28 protein-coding genes are annotated in these 26,753 nt (G+C 70.9%); 12 read left to right on the top strand and 16 right to left on the bottom strand.

The window, feature by feature from the left end; all coding sequences use genetic code 11:
• Positions 1–271, top strand: a 271-nt coding sequence (locus tag JGS39_RS19170; protein ID WP_219570401.1) for an AEC family transporter, incomplete at its 5' end; no start/stop codon positions are given.
• 116 nt (positions 272–387) lie between these two features.
• On the opposite strand, the gene JGS39_RS19175 is transcribed toward JGS39_RS19170, so the two are convergent.
• Positions 388–2,427 carry a bifunctional glycosyltransferase 87/phosphatase PAP2 family protein gene (locus JGS39_RS19175; RefSeq protein ID WP_308120526.1) on the bottom strand — a complete coding sequence of 680 codons (2,040 nt, stop codon included), beginning with the start codon at positions 2,425–2,427 and terminating at the stop codon, positions 388–390.
• 332 nt (positions 2,428–2,759) lie between these two features.
• On the opposite strand from JGS39_RS19175, the gene JGS39_RS19180 reads away from it, so the two are divergent.
• A complete protein-coding gene (locus JGS39_RS19180; protein ID WP_219570446.1) occupies positions 2,760–3,854 on the top strand; it encodes a DUF2330 domain-containing protein in 1,095 nt (364 codons plus the stop codon).
• A 134-nt stretch (positions 3,855–3,988) separates the two neighbouring features.
• Positions 3,989–4,465 (top strand): GNAT family N-acetyltransferase, encoded by a 477-nt coding sequence (locus JGS39_RS19185; RefSeq protein WP_219570405.1) that lies wholly within the window; start codon positions 3,989–3,991, stop codon positions 4,463–4,465.
• Between the two features lie 94 nt (positions 4,466–4,559).
• Here the strand turns inward: JGS39_RS19185 and JGS39_RS19190 are convergent, their stop codons facing one another.
• On the bottom strand, positions 4,560–6,629 hold the full coding sequence (locus JGS39_RS19190) for an MDR family MFS transporter (RefSeq protein ID WP_219570407.1): 2,070 nt from the start codon (positions 6,627–6,629) through the stop codon (positions 4,560–4,562).
• A gap of 135 nt (positions 6,630–6,764) precedes the next feature.
• On the opposite strand from JGS39_RS19190, the gene JGS39_RS19195 reads away from it, so the two are divergent.
• A complete protein-coding gene (locus JGS39_RS19195) occupies positions 6,765–7,877 on the top strand; it encodes a peptidoglycan-binding domain-containing protein (RefSeq protein ID WP_219570409.1) in 1,113 nt (370 codons plus the stop codon).
• Between the two features lie 250 nt (positions 7,878–8,127).
• On the top strand, positions 8,128–8,784 hold the full coding sequence (locus JGS39_RS19200) for an HAD-IA family hydrolase (protein WP_219570411.1): 657 nt from the start codon (positions 8,128–8,130) through the stop codon (positions 8,782–8,784).
• A 76-nt stretch (positions 8,785–8,860) separates the two neighbouring features.
• On the opposite strand, the gene JGS39_RS19205 is transcribed toward JGS39_RS19200, so the two are convergent.
• Complete coding sequence (locus JGS39_RS19205; RefSeq protein WP_219570413.1) at positions 8,861–9,622, bottom strand: ABC transporter permease; 762 nt, start codon at positions 9,620–9,622, stop codon at positions 8,861–8,863.
• Between the two features lie 299 nt (positions 9,623–9,921).
• Between JGS39_RS19205 and JGS39_RS19210 the strand changes: the two genes are divergently transcribed.
• From JGS39_RS19210 to JGS39_RS19225, 4 genes are all read left to right on the top strand, one after another.
• On the top strand, positions 9,922–10,566 hold the full coding sequence (locus JGS39_RS19210; protein WP_219570416.1) for an HNH endonuclease family protein: 645 nt from the start codon (positions 9,922–9,924) through the stop codon (positions 10,564–10,566).
• A gap of 160 nt (positions 10,567–10,726) precedes the next feature.
• Positions 10,727–12,463 (top strand): alkaline phosphatase D family protein, encoded by a 1,737-nt coding sequence (locus JGS39_RS19215; RefSeq protein WP_219570418.1) that lies wholly within the window; start codon positions 10,727–10,729, stop codon positions 12,461–12,463.
• Positions 12,464–12,545: 82 nt separating this feature from the next.
• A complete protein-coding gene (locus tag JGS39_RS19220; RefSeq protein ID WP_219570420.1) occupies positions 12,546–13,004 on the top strand; it encodes a DoxX family protein in 459 nt (152 codons plus the stop codon).
• 270 nt (positions 13,005–13,274) lie between these two features.
• Positions 13,275–13,952 carry a DedA family protein gene (locus JGS39_RS19225; protein ID WP_219570422.1) on the top strand — a complete coding sequence of 226 codons (678 nt, stop codon included), beginning with the start codon at positions 13,275–13,277 and terminating at the stop codon, positions 13,950–13,952.
• A 13-nt stretch (positions 13,953–13,965) separates the two neighbouring features.
• On the opposite strand, the gene JGS39_RS19230 is transcribed toward JGS39_RS19225, so the two are convergent.
• From JGS39_RS19230 to JGS39_RS19240, 3 genes are all read right to left on the bottom strand, one after another.
• Positions 13,966–14,190 carry a DUF2277 domain-containing protein gene (locus JGS39_RS19230; protein WP_219570424.1) on the bottom strand — a complete coding sequence of 75 codons (225 nt, stop codon included), beginning with the start codon at positions 14,188–14,190 and terminating at the stop codon, positions 13,966–13,968.
• A gap of 81 nt (positions 14,191–14,271) precedes the next feature.
• Positions 14,272–15,636 carry a DUF1254 domain-containing protein gene (locus JGS39_RS19235; protein WP_219570425.1) on the bottom strand — a complete coding sequence of 455 codons (1,365 nt, stop codon included), beginning with the start codon at positions 15,634–15,636 and terminating at the stop codon, positions 14,272–14,274.
• Positions 15,637–15,768: 132 nt separating this feature from the next.
• Positions 15,769–16,209, bottom strand: coding sequence for a DUF7144 family membrane protein (locus tag JGS39_RS19240; protein WP_219570426.1), 441 nt, complete (start codon positions 16,207–16,209; stop codon positions 15,769–15,771).
• Positions 16,210–16,681: 472 nt separating this feature from the next.
• Here JGS39_RS19240 and JGS39_RS19245 point away from each other — a divergent pair, with 472 nt between their 5' ends.
• Entirely contained in the window at positions 16,682–17,986 is a 1,305-nt protein-coding gene (locus tag JGS39_RS19245) for an MFS transporter (RefSeq protein WP_219570427.1), read from the top strand.
• Between the two features lie 303 nt (positions 17,987–18,289).
• Here the strand turns inward: JGS39_RS19245 and JGS39_RS19250 are convergent, their stop codons facing one another.
• From JGS39_RS19250 to JGS39_RS19260, 3 genes are read right to left on the bottom strand one after another with little or no spacing between them, the layout of a single operon-like run.
• Entirely contained in the window at positions 18,290–18,997 is a 708-nt protein-coding gene (locus JGS39_RS19250) for a B3/B4 domain-containing protein (RefSeq protein WP_219570428.1), read from the bottom strand.
• Positions 18,998–19,052: 55 nt separating this feature from the next.
• Positions 19,053–19,700 carry an FMN-binding negative transcriptional regulator gene (locus tag JGS39_RS19255; RefSeq protein ID WP_219570429.1) on the bottom strand — a complete coding sequence of 216 codons (648 nt, stop codon included), beginning with the start codon at positions 19,698–19,700 and terminating at the stop codon, positions 19,053–19,055.
• 53 nt (positions 19,701–19,753) lie between these two features.
• Complete coding sequence (locus JGS39_RS19260; protein ID WP_219570430.1) at positions 19,754–20,590, bottom strand: EamA family transporter; 837 nt, start codon at positions 20,588–20,590, stop codon at positions 19,754–19,756.
• Positions 20,591–20,706: 116 nt separating this feature from the next.
• Between JGS39_RS19260 and JGS39_RS19265 the strand changes: the two genes are divergently transcribed.
• Positions 20,707–21,291 (top strand): helix-turn-helix domain-containing protein, encoded by a 585-nt coding sequence (locus tag JGS39_RS19265; RefSeq protein ID WP_219570431.1) that lies wholly within the window; start codon positions 20,707–20,709, stop codon positions 21,289–21,291.
• Positions 21,292–21,355: 64 nt separating this feature from the next.
• Here the strand turns inward: JGS39_RS19265 and JGS39_RS19270 are convergent, their stop codons facing one another.
• The 6 genes from JGS39_RS19270 to JGS39_RS19295 form a co-directional block, all read right to left on the bottom strand.
• Positions 21,356–21,799 (bottom strand): cupin domain-containing protein, encoded by a 444-nt coding sequence (locus tag JGS39_RS19270; RefSeq protein ID WP_219570447.1) that lies wholly within the window; start codon positions 21,797–21,799, stop codon positions 21,356–21,358.
• Positions 21,800–22,088: 289 nt separating this feature from the next.
• Entirely contained in the window at positions 22,089–22,628 is a 540-nt protein-coding gene (locus tag JGS39_RS19275; RefSeq protein ID WP_219570448.1) for a GNAT family N-acetyltransferase, read from the bottom strand.
• A 9-nt stretch (positions 22,629–22,637) separates the two neighbouring features.
• A complete protein-coding gene (locus JGS39_RS19280) occupies positions 22,638–23,099 on the bottom strand; it encodes a DUF6234 family protein (protein ID WP_219570432.1) in 462 nt (153 codons plus the stop codon).
• 264 nt (positions 23,100–23,363) lie between these two features.
• Positions 23,364–23,783, bottom strand: coding sequence for a hypothetical protein (locus JGS39_RS19285; protein ID WP_219570433.1), 420 nt, complete (start codon positions 23,781–23,783; stop codon positions 23,364–23,366).
• Between the two features lie 171 nt (positions 23,784–23,954).
• Entirely contained in the window at positions 23,955–24,434 is a 480-nt protein-coding gene (locus JGS39_RS19290) for an HIT family protein (protein WP_219570434.1), read from the bottom strand.
• Between the two features lie 212 nt (positions 24,435–24,646).
• Positions 24,647–24,841 (bottom strand): hypothetical protein, encoded by a 195-nt coding sequence (locus JGS39_RS19295; protein ID WP_219570449.1) that lies wholly within the window; start codon positions 24,839–24,841, stop codon positions 24,647–24,649.
• A gap of 217 nt (positions 24,842–25,058) precedes the next feature.
• On the opposite strand from JGS39_RS19295, the gene JGS39_RS19300 reads away from it, so the two are divergent.
• Positions 25,059–25,484: a hypothetical protein gene (locus JGS39_RS19300; RefSeq protein ID WP_219570435.1), complete on the top strand. Its 426-nt coding sequence runs from the start codon at positions 25,059–25,061 to the stop codon at positions 25,482–25,484.
• Positions 25,485–25,616: 132 nt separating this feature from the next.
• On the opposite strand, the gene JGS39_RS19305 is transcribed toward JGS39_RS19300, so the two are convergent.
• Positions 25,617–26,567, bottom strand: coding sequence for a LysR family transcriptional regulator (locus JGS39_RS19305; protein ID WP_308120528.1), 951 nt, complete (start codon positions 26,565–26,567; stop codon positions 25,617–25,619).
• Between the last annotated feature and the right edge of the window lie 186 nt (positions 26,568–26,753).

Here is a 26,753-nt window from a genome sequence, read left to right on the forward strand (position 1 = left end):
GCGTACGGAGGTCGGGGTCGCGGTCGCGCTCAAGACGGTGGTCCAGCCCTTGGTCGCCTTCCTCGTCGCCGGTCCGCTCCTGGGCCTGCCGGACCACCAGGTGCTGGCCGTGGTGCTCTGCTCCGCGCTGCCGACAGCCCAGAACGCCTACCTCTACGCCCGTGAGTACGGCCTGGACACCGGGCTCGCCCGCCATTGCGTGGTGGCCTCCACCGTGGTGTCGATGGGAACGCTGTCCTTCGGCACATGGGTGCTGGGCCCGTCCCGCTGACCCGTTGGAGTGGCGGGGCGCGCCGGGCGGGCGGATGCTGGGTGGGCGACGATCCACATGCCGAAGGGGTGCCGGGCGGCTTTGCCGTCCGGCACCCCTTCGGCCACGCCCCGTCGTCAGGCGCTCTCGGTGACCCGCCCTCGCCCGACGGGTTTCGACAACGTCGTCGTCCTGGTCCCGCCCCCCGGTTCCTGGGCGGCCCCGGACTCCGGCTCCTCGTCCCCCGGTTCCCGCAGCCTGCGCGGCCCGGAGAGCGCGTACGTGAGGCCGAAGCCGAGGGCCACCACCGCCGCCCCGCCGACCGCGTCGAGCACCCAGTGGTTGCCGGTCGCGACGATCGTCGAGACCGTGAACAGCGGGTGCAGCACACCCAGCGCCTTCATCCAGATCTTCGGGGCGAGCATCACGATCACCACACCGCACCACAGCGACCAGCCGAAGTGCAGCGAGGGCATCGCCGCGTACTGGTTGGTCACCCCGGTCAGCGTGCCGTAGTCGGGCTTCGCGAAGTCCTGGACGCCGTGGACGGTGTCGATGAAGCCGAGCCCCGGCATCAGCCGCGGCGGGGCCAGCGGGTAGAGCCAGAAGCCGACCAGGGCGAGCAGCGTGGCGAAGCCGATGGAGCTGCGGACCCAGCGGTAGTCCGCGGGCCGGCGCACGTAGAGCACGCCCAGGATGGCCAGCGGCACGATGAAGTGGAACGTCGAGTAGTAGTAGTCGAAGAAGTCCCGCAGCCAGCCGACCTTGACGACCGAGTGGTTGACCCAGTGCTCGATGTCGATGTGCAGCCACTGTTCGATCGAGTGGATCTGGCGGCCGTGGTGCTCCGCGGTGGCGCGGCCGGCCGTCGCGGCCAGCCTGACCTGCTGGTAAGCGGAGTAAACGACCCTGATCAGCAGGAGTTCGAGCAGCAGGTTCGGCCGGCTGAGCACCCGTCGCCAGAACGGCGCCAGCGGCACCCTGCTCCAGCGGGAGGCGACCGGGGCCGCGTAGGCGGTGGGGACCGGGTGCTGCCAGTACGGCGAGGTGCGCGGCAGGAACGGGGCGACGCACGCGGCGGCGAGCGCGGCGATCAGCAGCACGTTGTCGCGGACCGGGAAGACCGCCTCGATGTTCGGCAGCAGCATCTTGCCCGGCAGCGTGACGACGAGGATCACGACGGCCGGCCACACCAGCCGGTCGGAGGCCCGCTTGCCGACCCGGCCGACCACGGCGAGCAGCACCCACAGCAGCTGGTGCTGCCAGGCGGTGGGCGCCACGGCGACGCAGACGCAGCCGGTCACGGCCACGGCGAGCAGCAGCTGGCCGTCGCGCGCGTACTGGGCGGCGCGGCGCAGGCCGATGAAGCAGACGGCCGCGGCCAGCACGACGAAGAGGGCGATCTCCAGCGGCCCCTCCAGGCCCAGCCGGAGCAGCGCACCGTGCAGCGACTGGTTGGCCAGGCTGTCGGCCTGGTCGCCGAGCCCGGCGCCCGCGACGTGGTGCACCCAGTACGTCCACGAGTCGTGCGGCATCGCGGCCCAGGCCAGCGCCGTGCAGGCGGCGAAGGCGGCGCCACCGGTCAGTGCGGCTCTGCGTCTGCCGGTCAGCCAGAGCAGGGCGGCGAAGAGCAGCACGGTCGGCTGGAGCGCTGCCGCGATCCCGATCAGTACGCCGGAGGTCCGTTCGCCGCGGACCGTGAAGAGGCCGACGAGCACGAGGAGGACCGGCAGGATGCTGGTCTGGCCCAGATGGAGGGCGTTGCGCACCGGCAGCGAGACCATCAGCAGGCTGATGGCGACGGGAGCGGCCAGCAGGGCCGTGCGGCGGCTGACGGGTGCGGGCAGGGCGCGCGCCGCGATGATGCCGAGGGCTGCGACGAGCAGCAGCGAACCGAAGGTCCAGGCGACGCCGAGGCTCTGTTCGGCCGTGCGGGTCAGCGGCTTGAGTACCAGGCCGGCGAAGGGGGTGCCGGTGAACCGGTCGGTGTCGTACAGCGAACCCGTCACATGAAGCACACCGTTCTCACCGATCCAGGTCTCCAGATCGGTGAGGCGTTCGCCGGGTGGCTGGCGCACCACCACCGCCATCTGCCGCACGGCCAATGCGGCGACCACCAGCCAGAGCACGGCGCGGGCAGCCCCGGTCCTCGCTCCCGTAGCCGCGTCTGTGCGCACACTGTGCTCCGCGTTCGCCACGTTGCGCCGACCCTCCCAACGTTTGGTGCCGGTTCTCCGACCGGCATGCTGTGAAACCTTCGCATTGCCCTATCAGGTAGACACAATCACCCCCTCTTCACCTGACTGTCATCCCGCTTTTGTCCGAAAGAATGCCCGGGCGAGCGGTGTGGACCGGCCGGAACGGCCGGAACCGGCGGGGCCACCCGCACGTCTGAGCCCCTGATCGGTGACCACGGGGAGGACCACGGAACATGCGGTGTGCGGGGAGAGATCAAGAGGTGCGGGATCGGCCGCGCGGGTGGGCGCTGCGTGCGCTGTCCCTGGTCCTGATGGTGTTCGCGGCTCAACTGGGGTCGCTGATCGCGCCCGCGTACGCGTGCGGCTGCGGGGCGATGGTCGTGGACCGCACGGCCCGTGTGTCGGTGGACCGGGAGACCTCGGTCGTCGACTGGGACGGCAGCACCGAGCAGATCGTGATGCGGCTGACCGTGCGCGGGAACGCCCCCGAGGCCGCCTGGATCATGCCCGTGCCGCACCGTGCCACGGTCGAGCTCGGTGACGCCTCGCTCTTCTCCGAGCTCCACACCCTCACGGCCCCGGTGAGCGCCACCAGGCACTACTTCTGGCCACGTGCGAAGGACTGGCCGTTCGGCGGTACGGGCGGCAGGTCCGGTGACAGCGCCGCCGCCCCCTCGGCCGCCAAACCGGTCGAGGTCGTCGGCCGGGAGCGGCTCGGGCCGTTCGACGTGGCCCGGCTGGCCGCGACCGACCCCGCCGCGCTGGAGGGCTGGCTGAAGGAGAACGGCTTCGAGCTGCCGGAGCGGCTCGCGACGGCACTGCGCCCCTACGTCGAGCAGAAGTGGGAGTACGTGGCCGTGCGCCTGGCTCCCCGGGAGTCCGGAAGCCCGCTGAGCGGCACGCTCGACCCGCTGCGGCTGCGTTTCGCCAGCGACCGGCCGGTCTACCCGATGCGCCTGTCCCGGCTCGCCGCGACACCGCAGTCGCTCGGCCTGTACGTGCTCGCGGCGCACCGCATGGAGCCGCGCGGCACGATCGGCGGGCGCCGGCCCGAGGTGACGTACGCGGGGCGGGTCGACGCCGGGCAGGTGCGGGAGGAGTACCCGGCGCTCGGGGCGCTGACGGGTGGCAGGCCGGTGTTCGTCACGGCGATCGACCAGTCGTTCCCACGGCCGGAGCTGATCGACGGCGACCATGAACTGCGGGCGGCCGGCGCGGACACCGCGTACCGGACCACCTACTACCGGGACGAGCTGCTGACCGTGGGTGGCGCTCCGGCCTGGGTGCTGTCGCTGCTCGGCGGAGCGGCGGTGGTGGTCATGGCCCTGCTGCTGGCACTGCGGGCCCGGCGGCGGCGTCCGGTGACCCCGCCGCCGCCGGTCACCGTGCCACCGCCGCTGGCGTGAGAACCGGGCCGGGCCCGGGCCGGTGAAGTGGGGACATCTGTACGCGGGGTGAATCGCGGGACAGCGGTCCTCACCTCGCCTCCGCGCACCAAAATCGTTTCCCTCTACAACCGGGTGCGCGACAGACTGGTCCGATGACGTGGACCATGACGCCCGAACGCTTCGACTCCCCCGATGCCGCCCTGCTGCGCCGGGACTACTACGACGAGGTGGCGAGCCGCTACTGGGGTCGCCCCGCGACGGCGGAGGAGATCGACGAGGGGCTCACGGACGACGGCGCCGAGAAGCTCGTGCCGCCGACCGGCGCGTTCGTCGTCGGCCGCGTCGGGGGCGGTGCGGCGGCCTGTGCCGGGCTGATCGTGACGGACCTGGGCATCGCGGATCTGACCCGGGTCTACGTACGCCCCGAGGCGCGCGGCACGGGCGGCGGCGGGCTGCTGCTCGCGTCCATCGAGGGCCTGGCACGGGACCTGGGCGTACGGCAGATCCGGCTCGACACCCGTAACGACCTCGTCGAGGCGCGCGGACTGTACGCCAAGCACGGCTACCGCGAGGTTCCGGCCTTCCACCGCAGGCAGTACGCCGAGCACTGGTTCGCCAAGGAGCTGTAGGAGCCGCTCCCGCCGTAGGAACTGCGGGAGCCATGGGAGCTGCGGGAGCTCCGGGAGGCGTAGGAGCTCCGGGAGGCGCAGGAGCCCCCGGGCGCTAGGGAGCGGGGCGCTCGTGCGGGTGGCCGGCCGCGTGGTCCCGCTTGGGCGCCGGACTGTGCGGGCGCTCCTTGCTCGACCCGCTCGTCTCCTCCGTCAGTTCCGACACCAGGGCGACCAGGTCGGTGGGCCGGTCCGGCCCCCACCAGTCGCCCAGCAGCTCGGCGAGGGACTCCTCCCGGGCCTGCGCGAGCTTCACCACGGCCTCGGCGCCCGTGTCGGTGAGCACCATCTCCACCCCGATCCGGCGGGCCAGGCCGCGTTCCTCCAGCTGCCGGGCCGCGTCGCTGATCACGCGCAGCGGTACGGGGGCGATATCCGCGAGCAGGGCGGGTTCGACGGTGCCGTGCCGTTTGATGCGCAGCAGCATCCAGCTGGCGGCCGGCAGCAGGTCGTAGCCGGCCTTCTCGGTGATCTTCACGTAGACCTCGCGGCGGCCCTCCCTGGTGGCGAGGACCGAGAGGGCGCGTGCGCATTCGTCGTACGAGGACCGCTCGACCGGGTTCGACGCCAGGGTCTCGGTGGTGTCGGGGGCGGTCACCGAACCGCGCAGCTTGTCCTCCTTGAGCAGCCAGGCGAAGAGGAAGGCGATCAGGACGACGGGGGCCGCGTACAGGAACACATCGGTGATCGATGTCGAGTACGCGTTGAGCACGGGCTGCTGGAGCGCCGGCGGCAGCTGGCCGATGGCGCGCGGGTCGGCGGCCAGTCCCTCGGCGCTGACCCCGGGCGGCAGCGGACGGTCGGCAAGCGCGGAGCCGAGCTTGTCGGTGAGCCGGTTGGTGAAGATGGTGCCGAAGATCGCGACACCGAACGAGGCACCGATGGAGCGGAAGAACGTCGCGCCCGAGGTGGCCACGCCGAGGTCCTGGTACGAGACGGCGTTCTGCACGACGAGGACCAGCACCTGCATCACCAGGCCGAGTCCCGCACCGAAGACGAAGAAGTAGATGCTCATCTCCCAGGTGCTGCTGGACTCCGTCAGCCGGTGCAGGAGCAGCAGGCCGATCGCGGTGATGCCGGTGCCGAGGACCGGGAAGACCTTCCAGCGGCCCGTACGGCTGACGATCTGACCGGACACGGTCGACGTGATGAGCAGGCCGAACACCATGGGGAGCATGTGGACGCCGGACATCGTCGGCGTGATGCCGTGCACCACCTGGAGGAACGTCGGCAGATAGGTCATCGCGCCGAACATCGCGAAGCCGATGACGAAGCTGATCACCGCGACGAGGCTGAAGGTCCTGATCCGGAACAGTTTCAGCGGCAGGACCGGTTCGGCCGCGCGCCGCTCCACGAACACGAAGGCGACCAGGAGCACCACGCTGAGGACGGCGAGGCCGATGATCTTCGAGGAACCCCAGGCCCAGGTGGTACCGCCGAGGGAGGCGACGAGGACCAGGCAGGTGGCGACCGAGGCGATGAGGAAGGTGCCCAGGTAGTCGATGGTGTGCTTCGTCCGGCGGACCGGGATGTGCAGCACGGCGGCGATCACCACGAGGGCGACGACGCCGATGGGCAGGTTGATGTAGAAGACCCAGCGCCAGCTGAGGTGCTCGGTGAAGAAGCCGCCGAGGAGCGGTCCGAGGACACTCGTCGCACCGAAGACCGCACCGAAGAGGCCCTGGTACTTGCCGCGTTCGCGCGGGGGGACGAGGTCGCCGACGATCGCCATCGACAGCACCATCAGACCGCCGCCGCCGAGCCCCTGGAGGGCACGGAAACCGATCAGCTGCGGCATGTTCTGGGCGATGCCGCACAGCGCCGAGCCGATCAGGAAGATGATGATGGCGATCTGGAAGAGCCTTTTGCGTCCGTACTGGTCGCCGAGCTTGCCCCAGAGCGGGGTCGCGGCGGTCGAGGCCAGCAGATAGGCCGTGACCACCCACGACAGGTGTTCCAGTCCGCCGAGATCGCTGACGATCGTCGGCAGTGCGGTGGAGACGATCGTCTGGTCGAGTGCGGCGAGGAGCATGCCGAGAAGCAGTGCGCCGATCGCCACCAGAACCGACCGTGTGGAGCGTTCGGCGCCGGGGCCCGGGGCCGGGGTGCTCAACTGCTGGGCCATAGAACATCTCCTCGGGTCCGCTACACCCCCATCCTGTCCGTTCTGCACCGTTATGGCCTGCCGAGGAGCTCCATGATTGGGCTTCCCGGCGGCGGGCTGCATAATCGCAGGCAGTTCAAGGGGAGGGGACCCACAATGACCGGACATATATGCCCGGAGTGCGGTACGGACAACAGACCCGGCACGGGCCCGGGCTGCGCCTGCGCGGCGCGCCCGGCCCACGGCGGCGCCGCCTTCACGCAGCAGGCGGCCGGAGCGCACCACCTCAGCGACGAGGAGCGGGCCGCCGAACAGCAGCGCATCACGGAACAGCACCACGCCGAGCGGTCGGCCGACATGGCGGCGGCGGAGGATTTCGACCCGCTGCGCATCCGGCCGTACGTGACGCTGGGCGGCGAGGACACGGCGACGGCCGGCCCGTCACAGGGGCAGGGGCAGGGACACGTACCCGGCGGGCAGCAGGGGGACGCCGCCACGACGATGCCGCTGTTCCTGGATCCGGCGGGGCCGGGACCGCTGCCGGACCCGGCCGCCCCGGGCGGCACGGCGGGCTTCGCCGATGACACCGCACTCCTCATGACCGGCCCGGACCCCGTACAGCCGCGCCGCCGCCGGCCCTTCGCGGCGCTGGTCGCGGGGGCGGCCGTCGTCACGGTGGTCGGCACGGCGGCCTTCGTCGGCGGACTGTTCAACGGGGACAGGGACCATGAGGCGGACCTGGACCAGGCGCTGCCCTCCACGGTGACCAGCCTCCCCGACGAGAGCGTCGAGCCGTCGGCCTCCGAGTCGGCGTCCACCTCCCCGTCGCCCTCGCGCACGACGTCCGGCTCGCCGTCCGCATCGGCCTCGGCGACCCTTTCCGCGTCGCCGTCCACGTCCGCATCAGGGTCCGCCTCCGCCTCCGCGTCCGCGTCGGCCTCGGCGACCGGGTCACCCGCCGCCTCGTCCCCGGCTGCCACGACGGGGAGCAGCGCCCCCGCGGCGGTGGCGCCACCCGCACAGCCACAGGGCGGCCAGACGCTGCAGATCGGGGACCGCGGTCCTGAGGTGATCGAGTTGCAGCGCAGGCTCCAGGAGGTCTGGGCGCTGACGGACGACTCCCTCAGCAACGACTACACGAAGCGGGTCGAGAAGGCCGTACACGACTTCCAGATCTGGTGGAACGTCGAGGGCGACCCGGCCGGGGTCTACGGTCCGCACACCCGGCAACGACTGGAAGCCGCCACGACGGGCAAGGGGCGCCACTGAGGACGCAGGGACGCCGGCGGGCGCACGGAAGACCACCGGCCCACAGATCACGGACCGCGCGGGGGCACCGCCGACCTCACCGAGGTGCCCCGGGCCGGGATTCGCTTTCCCGGCCCCGTTTTTGTATCGTGGTGGAACAAAGTGGCCTCCGCGCGCACACCCTGACCGGCGAGCGGGGGCCACTTGTCTCTCTTTCCCGCGCCGCACATCTCCCCGCGGCGTTCGCTTCCCCCCGCTCTGGAGCCCGCCCATGCCGGCCACCGCCCTCACCGCCCACGCACTCCTTCTCGACATGGACGGCACGCTGGTGAACTCCGACGCCGTCGTGGAGCGCTGCTGGCGGCGGTGGGCACTGCGCCAGGGCCTGGACCCCGAGGCGGCCCTCAAGGTGGTGCACGGCCGGCAGGGGTACGCCACCATGGCGGTACTCCTCCCGGACCGCCCGATGGAGGAGAACTACGCGGACAACCGGCTGATGCTCGCCGAGGAGACCGCCGACACCGACGGCGTCGTCCCGGTCGGCGGCGCCCCCGCCTTCATGGGCGCGATCGCCCAGCTCCCGCACGCCCTGGTCACCTCGGCCGACCTCGCGCTGGCCCGGGCCCGGATGACCGCGGCCGGACTGCGGATGCCGGAACTCCGCGTCACCGCCGAGAGCGTCGGCGCCAGCAAGCCGGACCCGGAGGGCTTCCTCAAGGGCGCGGCCGGACTCGGCTTCGCACCGGCGGACTGCATCGTCTTCGAGGACTCCGAGGCGGGCATCGCGGCCGGCCGGGCGGCGGGCATGCGCGTCGTGGGCGTCGGCCCGCGCGCGGCAGCACTCTCGCCCGACGCCCATGTCGACGACCTGACGCGGATCCGGGTGGAAGCGGCGACGGACGGCACGATCGTGCTCCACATCAGCTAGGGCAGCCAGGGCCTCCGGTTCGGATCAGGCCGGGCCCGCGAGGTCCGGCCTGATCCGAACGAAAGGCCGCAGGACCTCAGCGCGCCGCGGCGGGCTCCTCCGCCGGGGCGCGGTGCAGCCGCCCCCGCGCCACCAGTTCCAGCACGGTCGCGACGGCCGCGGCCTGTACGGCCATCAGGGCCACCAGCACGAACAGCTGTACGGCGCCCGCCTGTACCGGTGAGGCGCCGCCCAGCAGCATGCCCACGAAGGCCCCGGGCAGCGTGACCAGCCCCACCGTGCGCGTCTGGTCGAGCCCCGGCAGCAGCGCGTCCGACGCCGCGGGCCGGGCGATCTCCAGCCGCGCGTCGCGGTCCGGGAACCCGAGGGCCATCGCCGCCTCCACCTCTCCCCGCCGCGTGGACAGTTCGTCGAGCGCCCGCCGGCCGCCGAGCACCGTCGCGGTCAGCGCTCCCCCGATGAGGATGCCCGTCACCGGGATCAGCGCGATGCCCCGGACCGGCACGAGACCGGTGAGCAGCAGCACGAGGACCACCGGCGCGACCCCCGCCCCGATCGGCACGGCCACCCACCACCACGTGCGGTTTCCCGTGACCCGGCGGCCCGCCGTCCACACGGCCACCGCGTACATCAGCGCGATGAACGCGAACATCGGCGCCAGGGCGTGGACCACCCACCCGATGAGCGAGGAGACCGCGGCGAGCTGGACCGCGGCCCGCAGCCCGGCCACGACGATCTCGCGCGAGCGGCCGAGGGACGCAACCGCGGCGACGGCCGCGGCCGCCGCGAGCAGCAGGGCCAGGACGACGCCGAGCGTGATGGTGACCGGAAGCAGCACGCCGCCACCATATGACCGGCCGGCGCCCGGGTAACGGACCCCCGCCACACGCCCCGCCCCGCCCGACGGACCTGCCGCACCCTCACTTCCGTACGCCCGCACCCGTGGTCACGTACGCCCGCGCACTCACTCCGGTACGCCCCCTCGACCCGAAGCTCTTCGTCAGACCCCTTGATGTGACGTGCCCATGTCGCCACTCTGTTACCTGGCGCCCACCCCACGGAAACCCTGCGCCGCCACGATGGCCGGGCCGGTCCGAACGGTCACGTCCAATCACCCCCCACATCAAGGGAGTTCGCATGTCAGGTGTCTACGCGCGTCGCATAGCCGTCCTCGCCGCATCAGCCGCCCTCGCCGCAACCACCGGACTGCTCACGGCCCCAAGTGCCCAGGCAGCCATGCCCACTCCGGTCTCGGCATCCACCGCCCGTACGTATCTGAGCGAGCTGACCGTGAAGGCGGAGGGCTCGTCCACCGGATACAGCAGGGACAAGTTCCCGCACTGGATCACCCAGTCGGGCGCCTGCAACACCCGTGAGGTCGTCCTGAAGCGCGACGGCACGAACGTCTCGCAGGACTCCAGCTGCGCCGCTGTCAGCGGCAGTTGGTACTCGGAGTACGACGGCGCCACCTGGACCGCCGCGTCCGACCTGGACATCGATCACATGGTCCCGCTCGCCGAGGCCTGGCGCTCGGGGGCGTCCAGCTGGACCACCGCCCAACGACAGGCGCTGGCCAACGACCTGACGCGCCCCCAGCTCATCGCCGTCACGGACAACGTCAACCAGTCCAAGAGCGACCAGGACCCCGCGACCTGGCTCCCCTCGCGCACCGCGTACAAGTGCACGTACGTGCGGGCCTGGGTGCATGTGAAGCACTACTACGACCTGAGCGTCGACTCGGCAGAGAAGAGCGCCCTGCAGTCCGCGCTCAGCGGCTGCTGAGACCAGGCCGCCCCCCGACCGGGAAAGCATCCGCCCCGGAACCGCCCCGCACTCCTCCGTCGTTCCGTACGGTACGAACCCGCCGTACGCATCCGCCGTACGGCACCGTCCACCGGGAACGTCAGGACCGTCCCGTACGGAACGACGCGAGGAGCTTCATATGGCCGGGCTGCGCCTGGGACCACTGCTGCGGTACGTCGACTGGGAGGCCGCCTCCACCGCGACCGTCTGGGTCGAGGCGGACCGGCCCTGCACGGCCGAAGTCCGGTGCGCGGACGGGGCGTCGGGCTCGTCCCGCACCTTCGCGGTCGCCGGGCACCACTACGCTCTGGTGGTGGTGAGCGGACTGACGCCCGGCTCCACGACCGCGTACGAGGTACTGCTCGACGACCGCGTGGTGTGGCCGCCCGAGCAGTACGGGTTTCCGCCGAGCACGATCACCACGCCGTCCATATCCGGCGCGGCGAAGGCCGCACCCCAGACGGTCCGGGTCGCCTTCGGCTCCTGCCGCTGGGCGGCACCGCCCGGTGGCGGCCACCTGCCGGGCCGGCGCGACCCCGTCGGCCCGGACGCCCTGGACACCCTCGCCGCCCGTCTCGCCGCCGACCCCGACGCCGAACGCCCCGACGTGCTGCTGCTCCTGGGCGACCAGGTGTACGCGGACGAGACCTCGAAGGAGACCCGGCGCAGGCTGGCGGGCCGGCGCGATCTGGACGAGCCGCCGGGGGCGGAGGTGGCCGACTACGACGAGTACACCTGCCTGTACGACGAGTCGTGGCGCGACCCCGAGGTGCGGTGGCTGCTCTCGACGGTCCCCAGCTGCATGATCTTCGACGATCACGACGTCATCGACGACTGGAACACCAGCGCCGCCTGGCTGGCCGGCATCCGCGCCACCTCCTGGTGGCACGAGCGGATCGTCAGCGGGCTCATGTCGTACTGGGTGTACCAGCACCTGGGCAACCTCTCCCCCGCCGAACTCGCCGCGGACCCGCTCCACGCGGCCGTCCACGCCACCCCGGACGGCACGGAGGCGGTGCGTCAATTCGCCGCCGAGGCCGCCGCCGACCCCACCCGCACCCGCTGGAGCTACCGACGCATTTTCGGCCGAGTACGGCTGCTCATGGTGGACAGCCGAGCGGCCCGGGTGCTCGACGAGCAGCAGCGGGCGATGCTCCACCCGCAGGAGGCGCGGTGGCTGCGGGAGGAGGCCCTGGCCGCCCCCGGTTCCTGCGACCACCTCCTGATCGGCACCTCGCTGCCGTGGCTGCTGCCGCCCCTGGTCCATGACGCCGAGCAGTGGAGCGCCGCCCTGTGCCGCGGCGAGCGGGGCGGGCCGGACGGCCGCTGGGCACGGATCGGCGAGTCCCTGCGACAGCGCTCCGACCTGGAACATTGGGCGGCCTTCCCCGAATCGTTCGGGCAGCTGACGGAGCTGATCCGGGAGGTGGCCGAGGGACCGGAGGCTCCGGCGACGGTATGCGTGCTGTCGGGCGATGTGCACCACGCGTACATCGCGGAGCCCTCCCAGTCCGCTCCTTCCCCCGGCGGCACACCGACCGCGCGCGTCCTACAGCTGACCTGCTCTCCCGTGCACAACTCCATTCCCGCGCCGCTCAGGGCCGGATTCCGTTTCGCCTGGAGCGGGGCGGGACGGCTGCTCGGCCGGCTGCTGGCGCGGCACGGGCGCACCGGACCGCCGTCGATCCGGTGGCACAGGACGGACGGACCGTGGTTCGGCAACCAGCTGATGACGCTCACCTTGAGTGGCCGGAAAGCCGCGCTGTCATTGGTTCAGGCCAAATCAAGGAGGACAGGGACCGTACTGGAGCTGGCCTTCGACCGCCTGCTGACCGATGACGCCCCGCCGAGTTTCAGCCAGTCGACAAAACGTTGAACTTGCAAGTATTGGTGAGGCCTACCTAATCTGTGGCGCCCAGTCGGTTCACGTCCCCACCAGACCGAAGGAGCCTCCCCACATGTACACACGCCTGAACCAGGCACAGCCCTACGCTCTCGCCCTCTTCCGCATCGTCGTAGGCCTGCTCTTCGCCTGCCACGGTGCCGCGTCGCTCTTCGGCGTACTCGGCGGCGCCATGGGCGGCGGTTCCATACCCGCCGGCACCTGGCCCGGCTGGTACGCCGCGGTCATCCAGCTCGTCGGCGGCAGCCTCGTGGTGCTGGGCCTCGGCACCCGTATCGCCGCGCTCGTCGCGTCCGGCTCCATGGCGTACGCGTACTTCAAGGTCCACCAGCCCGAGGCGCTCTTCCCGCTGGAGAACGGCGGCGAGCCCTCGGCCGTCTACTGCTGGGCCTTCCTGCTGCTCGTCTTCACCGGCCCCGGCGCCCTGGCCCTGGACCGGCTGTTCACCTCCCGCACCACCGCCAGGGGCGAGCAGGACCGCGCACCGGAGCCGAGCACCCCGGTCGCCGCCTGACCGATCCCCAGGCCCACCCCACCGGCCCGCGCCGACCGGGCCGATCACCGCACTTCGGGCCCGCCGGGAACCGCTCCCCGGCGGGCCCGAAGCACGCCGCCACGGCCAACTGGTGCGCACGGGGCGCCTGTGACGCACGTGAGATGCCCAACATCACGCATATATAGGGATCTCCAGGTGAACGGCAGGCGTACGCTGTACAGCTGGCCCTGCCGCTCCTGCCGCTCCCCTGCGACGTCGCGGCGTTGTTACTGATCCGGGGAGTAGAAGGTGCTCGAGAGTGTGGGTGCGCTGACCGGCAGCCCATGGATCTACGCCGTGGTCGCCCTCTCCGTGCTGCTGGACGTTTTCCTCCCCGTACTGCCGAGCGGGGTCCTCGTGATCACGGCCGCCACGGCAGCCGCCGCCGGCACCACCACCGTGGCCGCCGACGCCGCGGGCGCCGCCCGTCACGTGACGGAGGTCCCCTCGGTCCTCGCCCTGATCCTCTGCGCGGCCACCGCATCGGTCCTGGGCGACCTCGTCGCGTACCGGCTGGCCCGGCGCGGCGGCGAGCGTCTGGAACGTGCCATCGCCCGCTCACGCCGTCTCACCTCGGCGCAGGAACGTCTTGGCGCCGCCCTCAGCCGCGGCGGCGGGGTCCTCGTCGTCATCGCACGCTTCGCACCGGCCGGCCGCTCGGTCGTCTCACTGGGCGCGGGCGCCTCGCACCGCGACGTGAAGGAATTCCTGCCGTGGTCCGCCGTGGCGGGCGTGGCCTGGGCGGGCTACAGCGTGGGCCTCGGCTACTTCGGCGCCCACTGGCTCGGCGCGAGCTGGCTGGGCACGGCACTCTCGGTCCTGGCCCTGTTCGTCGCGGGCGCCTTCGCCGCACTCCTGATGAAGCGCCCCGCGGCGGCCGCTGCCGCCGCTGCCTCGGCCCCGGTCCCGGTTCCTACGGCATCCTGACACCACCCCGTTCCTACGGCGTCCTGACACCACCCCGCACTTCCAGGCCGTCCAGCAGCCGGGCCGTCGCTTCGGCGATCTCGTCGACGGCCCGGTCGAAGACGTCCCTATTGTGCGCGGCGGGGGCACGGAAGCCGGACACCTTGCGGACGAACTGCAGGGCGGCGGCGCGGATGTCCTCCTCGGTGGCCTCTTCGGGGAGGGCCGGAGGGCGAAGGGTCTTGATGCTTCGGCACATGTCTCCAGTGTGGACCGCCCCACTGACAACGTCCCGACGCCGCCTCCCTGACCACGTCCCGACGCCGCCTCCCGGACCACGTCACGCCCGGCCGGCGCCCCCGGTCCGTCGGACGACGGGGATCTCGTACTCTCCCTCCAGCACGGCCCGTCCCGGCATGTAGAGCCTGAGCATGGGCCGGAACTCCCCCTCCGGCGCCGGCAGCCAGTTCGCCGCGGCGGCAGGATCGCCGGGCCGCTCCCTGCTGATGTGGATGGTCAGCGATCCGTCGTCGGCGTACACGACCCCCGGGGTCCGGTCGCCGATCGAGTACCGCCCCGCAGGGTTGGCGACTAGGTAGTAGTCCGGGGTGTCGTACATGGTCACGGACCAGAACGCCTCGACCGGCGGCGGCTCCTCGAATCGGAGCTCGTAACGGTGGGCCCCGTCGAGCCGCGCGCCGTCCGCGTCGTGGAAGGTATGCGCGTACACCGCCTCGTACCCGTGGTTCCCCCACAGCCCGACCCGCGCCGCCAGGGCCCTGGTCAGGTAGGAGGCCCCCCGGTCCGCGATCTTCCATTCCGGCGAGTCGATGGTTCCGACTCCGAACCGGTCGAGGTTGTAGTCGAAGAGGTGGGGATCCATCGACCACCCCTGGACGCCCCCGGCCCTCGATCCGCCGGCCGCTTCCACGCGCTCCTTGCCCAGCGCCAGCCCCTGGGTCAGGGCGCGCACGAGGTCGGGCCCGGCGGCGGCGAAGGGCGAAGGCCCCTCCTCCAGGAGTCCCAGCGGCTGGAAGCGGTCCTGGTAGGCCCGGTCGCCCGCGGACGGCGGGAAGTCGGCCATCCATACCCTGAGCTGCTCGAAGAAGCGGAGCTCCGCGGGCACACCGGCGTCGGGCGCGGGCAGGCCGGTGGGGTGCTCACCCGGTTCGAGGTGGGTGAGGGTGAACTGCTCCTGGAGCGGACCGACCCGCCGCTTCAGATCCTCGGGGCCGTCGCAGGCGTTGCGGCCGACGATGGTGACGACGGCCGTCGGGGCGTCGATCACCCCGCGCACGTCATCGGGCACGGTGCCCGCCCATCCGGGCGGCACGACGAGCCAGTCGCCCGCTTCCGTTCCCGTGGCCCGGCGGCCCACGTAGGCGAAGTTGTTGGTCCAGACGTCGACGAACTGGAGGACGTAGTACGCCCCGTCGGTGTCGGGGACGTGCAACCGGACCGGCCCGCCGGAGAGGTCGAGCTGGGCGATGGAGTAGACGGTGTCGTTGTTGACGGACACGAAGTGCGCATCGGCGTCGGCCAGCCGGTCGGAGTGGGCGAACTCGTTGAAAGGCGCGGCCGCCAGCGCGCCGAAGCCCTTGTGCAGACATGTCTCGACCATCGACAGGTCGAAGACGAGCGGATACCCGTAGACGTACGCCTCGGCTGCCAGCTCCACGAGCTCGTTCGTTCCTTCGTCGGACATGGAGAATCTCCCCTTCAGCGGTCTGAGCAGTGAGCGTCGGCATGGGCCGGTTCTTCCGTACGCGGTGGGGAAACGGTCCGGCCCGACGGCGGCAGGGGCTGCCACCGCCGGGCCGGACCCGGCCGGTACCCGTCAGATGACCGCCTTGGAGCGGTCCGTGCACAGGGCCCAGATCACGAAGGTGTCGATGGCGAGCGAGACGACGGCCCAGATCGGCTGGTAGGGGAGCCACATGAAGTTGGCGATCATGTTGAGCGCCGCAAGCCCCACACCGACCCCGCGCGCCCAGCCCGCACCCTTGAGGATGTACCAGCCGACGACGGCGATGATGACGCCGAGGACGAGGTGGATCCATCCCCAGGTCGTCACGTTGAACTCGAAGACGTAGTTGTTGATCCGTGCGTAGACGTCGTCGGACGCGATCCCGGCGATGCCCTTGATCGCCCCCAGCACCCCGTCGACCATGAGCAGAACACCGGCGAACATGATCCCGCCGGCTGCCCAGGGGTTGATGCCCCCGGGATGGGACGGAGGCGGGGACGAGGGGCCCGGCGTGGGCGCGGTCTGTGCCATGAGTACTCCTTGGCCGGTGGGAATGCACGTCAGACCGACCCTGCTCGGCCCGTTCGGGCGCGGCTACTCGACGCGGCCGAACGGGTGACGCGGACGGGCGCGGCGAGGCACTCCCCGGGCCGTCCGTAAGCTGTGTGCGGCGCGGAAAAATCGCTGCCCCTCATGGATGCCGGCGGCTAACCTTCGAACCACATGTGATCCCTGAGGGCAGGAGTGGGAAATGCCCGGTCGTCCGGGCACGCGCTGACGTCGTAGGTCGTGATCGACCCGTCATCGCGTGCCGCCCCTGTTTCCGCGGCGCAGCGAGCCCTTCTCGCCCGAACCGCCGGCGCACTTCTTGGTGCCCCGGCCGGCGAGCCCTGTCCTCCGCAGCCCAAGGGGTCCCCGTGCAACCGGTGCCGCACACCCGAACCTTTCCCACGCCCACTCCCTCCCGGGCCGGCCATCAGGACCTGCCCGTACGGGGCACGCGATGAAGGCGGCCGGCGACAACCGGGCCGGGGCTCCGCCGGGTCTGTGGCGGGACGCGGACTTCCGCAGGCTGTGGGTGGGCCAGACCGCGTCCCAGTTCGGGGCGCAGGCCACGCAGGTGGTCCTGCCGCTCATCGCCGTGGTGTCGCTCGACGCGGGCGCCGGTCAGCTGGGCACCCTGCGGGCGGTGGAGCAGGCGCCGATCCTGCTGCTGTCGCTCTTCGCGGGCGCGTGGGTGGACCGCCGCCGGGCCCGCACGGTGATGGTGCTGGCGGACTGCGGCCGGGCACTCGCGCTGGGGGCGGTCCTCGCCGCGTATCTGCTCGGCGTTCTCGGTCTGCCCGTGCTGCTGGTCGTCGCGTTGCTCGTCGGCGTGCTGAGCGTGTTCTTCGACGTGGCGTACCAGGCCTCGCTCGTGAGGCTGGTGGAGCGGGAGCGGTTGCTGCAGGGCAACAGTGCGCTGGAGGGCAGCAGATCAGCGGCGCAGATCGGTGGCCCGGCGCTCGGAGGCACGCTGGTGTCGTTGTTCTCCGGCCCGGTCGCGGTCGTCACCGGCGCGTTCTTCTTCGCGCTGTCGTCCGTCTCGATCGGGCGGATCCGCAGGCGCGAGCGGCTCCCCGCACGGGGTGACGGCCCGGTCCGCGTCCGGCGGCAGATCCAGGAGGGCCTGCGGTTCGTGGCCGGCAACGCGTCCCTGCGGGCGGTGGGTGTGGCGTCGGCGCTCTTCCAGTTCTGGTTCGCGGCGCTGATGACCGTCTATCTGCTGCACCTCCCGCGCGGACTGCACCTGTCGGGCACGGCCATCGGCCTGGCGCTCGCCGCGATGGGCCCGGGCGCGGTCGTGGGATCACTGCTGGCGGCGAAGCTGCCGGGACGATTCGGGTACGGAAAGGTCCTGGTGTGCTCGGCGGTCGTCGCGGACGGCGTGATGCTCTGCGTACCGGCACTGCACGGCTCGTCGGCCGTCACCCTGCCCGTACTCATCGGCGTCAACTTCCTCTTCGGCGCCTTCGGCCAGCTGGTCAACGTCACGATGATGGCCGTGCGGCAGGCCATCACGCCCGTATGGATACAGGGCCGGGTCGTGGCGACGATCAACTTCGCCGGCATGGGCCTGACCCCGGTCGGTTCCCTGCTGGGCGGCTACCTGGCGGGCCACTGGGGACTGCGGACGAGCCTGCTGGTGACCGCCGTCGCCCTTTCCCTGTCCCCGCTGTTCATGGCGTTCTCCCCGCTGGCGCGCCTGGGCCGACAACTGCCGTACGAGCAGCATGCCGAACCACTGGATGCGTGCCGGAACGGCTGAAGGGCGCTGCGCCTCAGGGCAATTGAGGCGCTACTGACGGCCGCCGTCCCGGGGCGTGAGCAGGCCGCGCGGAAGACCGGCGGCTCCTCCCCGCACCGCCCGTTCCTTCGGCGCATCGGGCGAGGACGGAAGCCCGGCGGGGCGGGGCTCGGCGGCGGCCGCTGCTCCATCGACATGGACAGCACACGGCGTCGCGACTACAGCCCCCGAAGCGCCTCGTAGAGATCGGAGTCACCCGGGGACCATGACCCACCGCGCCCACCGCGTCCGCCGCATGGCGGCGCCGGCGAGCGACGCAGCTCCTCACACGGCGACCCGCGACCGGCCCGGGTCGAGGTAGTGCACGGCTGTCCGCTCCGCGTGCGGGGCCAGCAGTTCCCGCAGTTCGAGGGCCGCGGTCTTCAGGAGGTCGCCGTCGCGGACGGCGTGGAGGGTTTCGAGGAGGAAGGCGACGTGGGCGGAGTCCTCGGTGACGCGGGTGCGGTGGGCGTCGCGGTGGTTCCAGTGCCGGGTCAGGACGCCGCTGGTGTCCGCGTAGATGATCTCGCCGGGCTTGGGGTTCTCGACGGTGCCGGGCTCGCCGAGCGGGGTGAACTCCTCGGTCCCGTCCGCGTATCGGATGTCGATGTCGCCGGTGACCCGGTCGAGGTCGAAGGCACCGGCCGGCAGACCGTGACGGACCGAGACGGAGTTGTAGGAGTCGACGGCCGGGTTGATGCGCGGCAGGGCCCCCTTCTTGGCGAAGCGCCTGCCCAGCGCGTCGACGCTGGGGCGGATGCGCCGGGGATTGGTGCCGAAGGAGCGGTAGGCGGTGTGCCACGCCTCGATGCGGGGGTCGGTCTCGTCGGCGGGCTGCCAGGTGCCGTCGGCGAGTTGCCGCTCCAGCCCCGCCAGAGCGCCGGCCGTGGCAGGCCAGTCCTCGTGGCCGCGCAGACCGGTGGCGGTGACGACGGCGATGAGGGTGTCAGGGAAGGCGTCGGCGACGGCGGGGGCAAGGCGGATATCGGTCATGAGCGAGGGCTCCGTTTCTTCGTACGTACAACGGTGGCGCCGGGATCGGGCACGATCAGGCCTTCCACGGCCCGATGCGGTCCAGGCGGCGGCGCTGCTGGTCCGCGGTGGGGGCGTCGAGCCCGTTCCCCCGCCGGGTGAGGCGGTCGGCCACGGCCGTGCGGTGCTCGACGGGCTTGTGGTCGTCGTACTTGAACTTGGCCACCACCTCCGTGACTTCCAGGCGCAGCCCGCGGATGCCGGGCAGCATCCGTCCGTACGGGGGCCGGTCGACGGCGACGGGGGCGTGGTCGCCGTCGGGCTGGAAGTGGGCGAGCTGGCGACGCAGCAGCTCGGCCTTGGCCTCGGGGTCGTCGACGACGGTGGCGCGGCAGGCGAACTGCACGGCCGCGTAATAGCTGGTCGGTACGCCGTCTGCGGGCGGGGTGTCGGGCTTGGCGCGCCAGGGGCCGGGGATGAAGGCGTAGTCGCCGATGACGGTGAAGGTCACGTGCGGGGCGTGCTCGATCGACGCCCAGACCGGGTTGGGCCGGGCGAGGTGGATCAGCAGGTCGCTGCCGTCGGTGGTGAAGTGGGTGGGGACGACGGCGGGTGGGCGGCCGGGCAGGCCGTTGACGCTGAGCGTTCCGAAGTCGTGGCCGCCGGCGATCCAGGTCTGCCATTCGGTCGCGTCCAGGGCGGCGTCCCAGGGCTGGATGAACATGCTGCTCCTTGTACGTGCACGTGCTTACGTGACAGAGGCTGCGGGCGGGAGGATCAGGTGAGGGCGAGCAGGCCGACGGCAGCGGCGGCGGTGCCGAGCCCGACGAGCTGACCGCGGTGGATGCGCTCGGCCAGCACACCGCGGGCGAGCAGCACGGTGCCGGCGGGGTAGAGCGCGGTGATGACGGCGACGACGGCGAGGTCTCCGCTGCGGGCGGCGAGCAGGAAGAGCAGGTTCGCCACCGAGTCCAGGACGCCGGCCGCGGCGGACATCGCGTAGGCGGGCCGCTCGGACCCCAGCCTGCGGAACATCAGCGCGGCGGCGCCCAGGGTGACGGCCGAGGACACCGCCCTGCCGATGATCAGCGGGGCGACACCGCTGTCGGACGGCGCCTGGTGCAGGAAGACCAGCTGGAGGGCGATGGCGGCGCCCGCGCCGAGTGCCGACAGCATTGCGGTACGAGAGGGCCGCACGGCCCCCGGCCCGTGTCCGGCACTGACGAGCACCACCGCGGCCAGGGCGAGCGGCAGCCCCACCAGTCCGGCGGCGCCCAGGCGCTCGCCCTGCAGCAGTCCGACACCCACGGGCAGCATGGCGGACACGAGGGCGGTCACGGGCGACAGCACGTTCATCGGGCCGATGGCCAGGGTCCGGTAGAGCAGGGCGAACGCGGCGGCCGACGCGACACCGGAGGCGGCACCCCAGCCCAGGGCCCCGGCACCGAAGGAGGCGCCGAGGAACGGCCACAGCAGCAGCTCGACCACGAGGGAGGCCGGGGCCGCGATCATCACGGTGCGCAGCACATGGGCCTTGCGGGCACCGAGACCGCCGAGGAAGTCGGCGCACCCGTAGGCGAGCGAGCTGCCCAGGGCCAGCAGCAGAGCAATCACGGGCACATCCCTTACCATTCAGTGGAACGACCCAACGGTACAACAAACCGACCGTCGAATGTCAACCGAACGACCGCACGGTGCATTCCAGTGGTCCTCGCAAGGATGGTGATCGGATGCCCGAGACGGACACGGCACTGCGCACGCTCGCCCACAACGTCAGAGCGGCCCGCACCCGCGCCGGCCTGTCCCTGGACGAGCTCGGCCGGCGCGCACAGGTCAGCAAGGGCGCGCTGGTGGGCCTGGAGAAGGCCCAGGGCAACCCCAACTTCGCCACCCTGGTCCGGCTGGCCGACACGCTGGGCGTCTCGGTTTCCGCCTTGATGGAAGGGCCGGCCGAAGGCCGCGTCCGCGTGGTGACGGCCGACGCCGTGACCCCCCTGTGGACCGGCGCGCGGGGCAGCGAGGCCCGGCTGATGCTGACGACGTCGGGCGCGGCCCCGGTCGAGGTCTGGCGCTGGCGGCTGGAACCGGACGAGGAGTACCCCAGCCACCCGCACCGGGCCGGGGTCGTGGAGACGGTCAGCGTCACCTCCGGCCGCATGACGCTGACCGTCGACGGCGCCGAGCACCATGTCGAGGCCGGCCAAACGGCCACCTTCGACGCCGACGCCCCTCACACCTACCGCGGCACCGGGCCCGAAGCGTGCCACCTGATCATGACGGTCCACCTGCCGGCCGGTCCGGCTTCCACCGCCTGACCACGGCGCACGTCGGCGCCCGGGTGAATGCGGGCAGGGGTGTCCGGGGTGCGACCCGGCACACTCAGCCCTGCGCCTCCACCGGTCCCGGCGCGTCCACGGCATAGCCGGGCACCGACGGCCATCGAACGGTCAGCACCACCGATTCGTCCTCCGCGACCCACGAGTGGTCGACCCCGCGCCCCCACACAACGTAATCACCCTGCTCCTCCAGCAGCACGCTGCGGCCGGGGAGTTCCACGCGGAAGCGACCGCTGATCAGGACCAGGAGAGCGGTGCGATGCTCGCCCTTCACCCACTCCAGGCGCTCGTCGCCCGGCGGGTGAACACCCCATTTGATCTCTACGTCCTCGCTGTGGCGCGGGTCGCCCGCGTCCTTGAAATGCCCGAGGAGCCACCCCCGGTCCAGTGCCGCGTCCTTGCCCGCCTTGCCCACATACACGCTGTCGTTCACGAAGCCGGAGATTAACAGCCGGCCCGAACGCCCCAGGGCAACAGGCCCCTTCATCACGACGCACAACAGAACGACCGCCGACCGGGCGACGGACACACCCGCGGCCGCCAACCCCCGGGCCTCGACCCACAAGTCACACCGCCTGGCGTCGCCCTCAACGAGCACCAAGAGCAATAGCGGCACCACGATCAGCAGATTCCAGCGCGGATGGCCCCAACGGCCGGCCTTGTTCATCATCTCGCCGCCTTGGGCGGCACCCTGGCGCAATACCGACGCCCGACGCCGTCCGCCCGCCAGGGTCTGCACTGGTCTGCATCGCGGATCCGCGTTGTCGCTCACGACGTCAGCCGGAGGACGTGACCGGGGACCACTGACCGAGCCACTGCTCGGCGTCCCAGGCTCGGAACCGCTCCACCTCCGTGAATCCCAGTTTTGCCGCAAGGCGCATCGAGCCGACGTTGGCGGTCTGGGTGGTGAGCACCACCGGTTCGCCGGGAAGGACACCCTCGAACCAGTCGAGCGCTGCCGCGCACGCCTCGGAGGCATACCCGAATCCCCACGCTCGCGGCAGAAACAGATAGCCGAGATCCACCTTCCCCTCGGCAGCCGAACGACGGTGCTCCGGCGCTCTCCTGAGCAGAATCTGCCCGATCAGCGCCCCGCCGAGATCAACGACGAAGCTCCCGGGCCACCGCTCGGGGACCTCGGGCATCTCGCGCTCGAGCTCTTCACGAGGGCGGGGACCGCCAAGGTAGGTGTGCACCTCCGGCGACGCCAACAACTCGATGAACGCCGCACGGTCCCGAGCCTGCGACTCACGGAGCACAAGCCTCTCGGTCCTGATCGGGGCAGGCGGCCAGGCGACGGGTCCGAACTCAGTCATGCCGGCCACCTAATCAGCAGGCTCGAAAGCGATCAAGACCTGCCCGATCCGGCTGGCCGCTGCGCCGGTTGCCGCTCCTGAGTGAGCGCGTTCGTACTGGCCATGCCACACAGTGATGGTGAAGAGCAGTGCGATGGCTGCCAGGATCAGCTGGACCGCACCTGCGAACGGATGCGCCGAGTACAGAAAGAGCACGGCGATCACCAGCACGCCCATCGTGAACCCGCCGAACCAGAAGATAGGAACCCAGTCCATCGCTGGTGTCGCAGTTTGCTCGTCCGCACCAACCCACCCACGGATGACCGACGTCAGCCCCAGCAGAAGGGCGACCGGGACTTCGGTGAGCAGCACGATCAGGCTTACGCAGCCACCCGCGAACCCGTCGCCTCGCACATTCGAGGGCGTCCCGGGGCCGATATCGTTCTCCGGCAAGTGCGGGAGACGCGAACTGGGTTCGAAGGGCATGGTCACACACTGGAGCGTGACATCGTGCACCGCATCACGGTTCACCAGGCCGAGACCGACTCGTGGCCAAGCCGAGCACCGCGTAGGGCCCTGCCTTCGAACTGCGAAGTGAACGCACTCGCTCGTCCGAGGAGTCCGAGGACATGAACACGGCCTCCGTCTGATCCTGTACTCCGACCAAAGAGCAGACACAGTCGCCTCCCAAGCGTGTGCGAGCGCGACGGAGCGCAATGCTGTCCTCGGGCTCAACGCCTATGGGCCGTTCGCATGTCAGAAGTCGGGGCAGAGGTGCTTGTGCACGACATCGAGGATCTTGCCGCCGGTGGCCTCGTTGCTGATGTCGGGCAGGCGAGTGTCGATGGTGAACCGCTCCAGGGTCAGCTTGATGAGCCTGCCCCGGTCCGTCGTGGTCTTGATGGACCCGCACTGAGTCAGGCCTCGGGACACTGTCTGGTCGTCCTTGCCAGGCTTCGAAATGCGCGGGTCGATCGCGTAGCGGGCAGTGGCGCTGGGCTCGGGCGGAAGGCCGGCGGCTTTGCGCGCTGCGTCGCGGGCTTCCTCGCGGTCGGCCTGGCTGACGGCGTCACTGGTCGAAGTGGCGGGCTTGTCGTCACTGCCGCTGCCACACGCGGCGAGCGTGACGGCAAGCAGGCCGGCCGCGAGGGCAGAGATGGTGAGTCTGGCGTTCATGGTCCCCCCTGGAACGTGGTGTGGGGGGAGCGTTTCATGGCGTGAATGCTGACCGGGCATCGCGCAGACCTGCTGTGGGGGCGATCGGCAGCCGTCGCCGCCGATGGAGAACAACGCCGGGAAGATCGTGGCAGCCCCAGCAGGCAACCGCAGCTGTTTCCGCCCGCGCCGTCAGCGCATCGAACGCAACTGGTCCAGCTCGCTGCCGATCGTTTCTCGCAGCACGTCATGCTGCGGGCCGAGCCTGAACTGCTCGTCACTCCACCGATCACGCGGATAGAGCCACACCGGAGCGCTCACCGCATCGGCCGGCTCCCACTCGAACCGCGGCCACACATGCGCATGCAGGAAGGGGTCCGTGTTCCCCAGGATCTCCAGGTTGACCCGTCGGAAAGCCGGGTCCAGCCGTCGACAGGCTCGCTCGACCGCCTCACCGAGTTGGTCCATGTCAGACAGGAACGACAGGCGCTTTGCCTTCGGCAGATCCGACAGCCGCTGCACCTCCTGTTCATCCACGAGAAGCACCGAGTATCCCGGCAGGAACTGGACATCCCCGATCACCGCGAATCCCGACGTCAACCGCCGCAACACGGTCGGGTTCTCACCGCTCAGAGCAGTCCCGATCCGATCCATCCGCCAGTCACCAGCCATGGCCAAAACCTACATGCAGGTCATCAAGGAACGCTCTTCGCTTCCCATCCTCCTCACACAGTTCAAAGACGAAGCAAGTGAGGCAAGTGAGGCAAGTAGCATCGCCCACTTTCAAAGCGGCCAAATGGCCCGCGCCCTACCAAGCACCGGCTTGAACTGGGTACAGCCCGCCCGTCGCAGAGAGGCAGAGACACATCATCCGCAGGCAGGTTCTAGGAATCCATGTCCACCACGACATACAGGCCCGCCACGACCGCGACGACAACGAACGAGACCAGGACGATCAGTGCGCAGCCCAGCGCTCCTGCCGTCCCGGCGGTCACTGCCCAGCCGAACTTCTTTGCACGTGCGGCCCGTTGCACCGCCTCGTGATACTCACTGTCGTCGTGCCAGTCGCCATCGGTCATCGTCACCCCGGTCGAACCCTATAAGTCCGGCCGCCCGCCCATACTTTCGAGATCTCGGATTCCGTGGGACAGGGGTGGCGTGATCGACCGGGCAGTTCCTCACCGATCGTCGCGCTGTCACCCTCCGCACTGCCCCCGACTGCCGCCCTTGTCGGTCGGGCTGCCGCCTCTCCCGACCGCCGAGCCTCGCTCTGGCTCCGCATGCCGGACTGCAGCCATGGAGGAGAACTACCATCTCCGGTTGGCGGCCATACCGAACCCCATACCTGAGAAGGAGGCTCGGATCTATTGGAACTGCAAGGACGATCCGACCCCGGCTCTGGACGAAGGCTTGCGTCGAGCCTCCTACCTCAACATCGGTTCGTACGGTGACGAGCACGAACCGGAGAACCTGCATGCAGGCCGAGGGCATTGCCCTGCCAACCGGCTGCACAGCTGGCTTTTCTACATCGGGACGACAGACCGTTATCAGGCGCCGTACCTCGACGATGAGTTGATGGCCCAGCTGGTCGAGCTCCACCGTCCCCGTTCCAGTGATCTACCGGCCCGTGCGATCGAGCTTCCTCAGCTGGAGAGCTTCCTCCGCGAGCACTTGGGGCTTTGCCTCCTCACCGAAGAACCTGGCTCCGAGACGTTCGCGTAGCTGCTGCGGTTGAAGTGGAAGGACTCCCACCGGCATCTCGAATCCAGCTTCGACTCAGCCCAAGCGGTCTCCGTCAGGCGGGGTCGGCGATCTCGAAGATGTAGACGGCCGACTGCCGCCGATGCCGGTTCGTCACCACTCCACCCCCGAAGCCGACACCTCAAACCGGGTGTCCGGCGTCTTCCGCATTCCCGAAGGTCGAAGGCTTCCGTCCTGGAGCAACTCGCGCAGGGTCAGCGCTGCCGGCAGCGGTGTGGCGGGCAGGGCGATGTGCAGGGTCCGGCGTAGGGCCGGGTCGGTGAGGCGAGCCAGCACGAGTCCCTCCGGGACCGCCCATGCGGCCAGCGACGGGACCAGCGCGACGCCGAGACCCGCGGCCACGTAGCCGAACTTTCCCGTCCACTCCGCGATCCGGACGATCTTCCTGGGGGCGAAGCCCGCCCGGGCGCAGGCGTCGGCGAGCATAGTGGGGCGGTCCCCGTACGCATCCTGCAGCCAGGCCTCGTCGCGCAGTTCGAGCAGATCAATCACGTCGGCTCCGGCCAAGCGGTGCTCTCGGGGCAGGGCGACGAGCAGTTCGTCCTCGCACAGCGGCGTCGTGGCGACTCCGTCGGCAGAGCACAGCCCGGAGGGGTAGTCGCTGACCACGGCCAGGTCCAGCGCCCCGTCCGCGATCCGAGCCGTCAGCGTGCCGCTGCGGCCTTCGACGGCGACGACCTCGACATCAGGTCGGGCCTGCCGGAACGCCCGCAGGGCAGCGGGCATCAACGCGATGTTGGCGGTGGGGAACGCCCCTACGTGCAGCAACCCGCCGTGCCCCCTGTGCAGTACGGCCAGCTCCTGCTCCGCACGGGCCAGGCGGTCAAGGACGTCCACGGCGTGCCGGTGCAGGGCGCGGCCCGCCGGGTTCAGCCGTACGCCCCTCGGAAGCCTCTCGAAGAGCGGGCCGCCCGCCTCCTGCTCCAGCGACGCGATGCGCCGGGAGACCGCCGACTGCGTGTAGTTGAGGCTGACCGCTGCCTTGGTGAAAGATCCCGCCCCGGCCACGTTCACCAGCAGCCGCAGCGCGTCAATGTCGAACACGAGCCACCCTCCGTCCCTCGTCAGCCATTCCTATGCCGCATGACTCCCATGCGATCCAGTCGCTGGTGGAATGTATCGCCTCGCCCTAGCGTCGAGAGGGGCGATCGCACACCGGCCGCTCCGATGACCGCGGGGGCCTGATTCCCCATGCCGGACGAGGGGAAGTGCCGTGCCACGAAGAACCCA

Source organism: Streptomyces poriferorum (assembly GCF_019399235.1).
GTDB lineage: Bacteria > Actinomycetota > Actinomycetes > Streptomycetales > Streptomycetaceae > Streptomyces > Streptomyces poriferorum.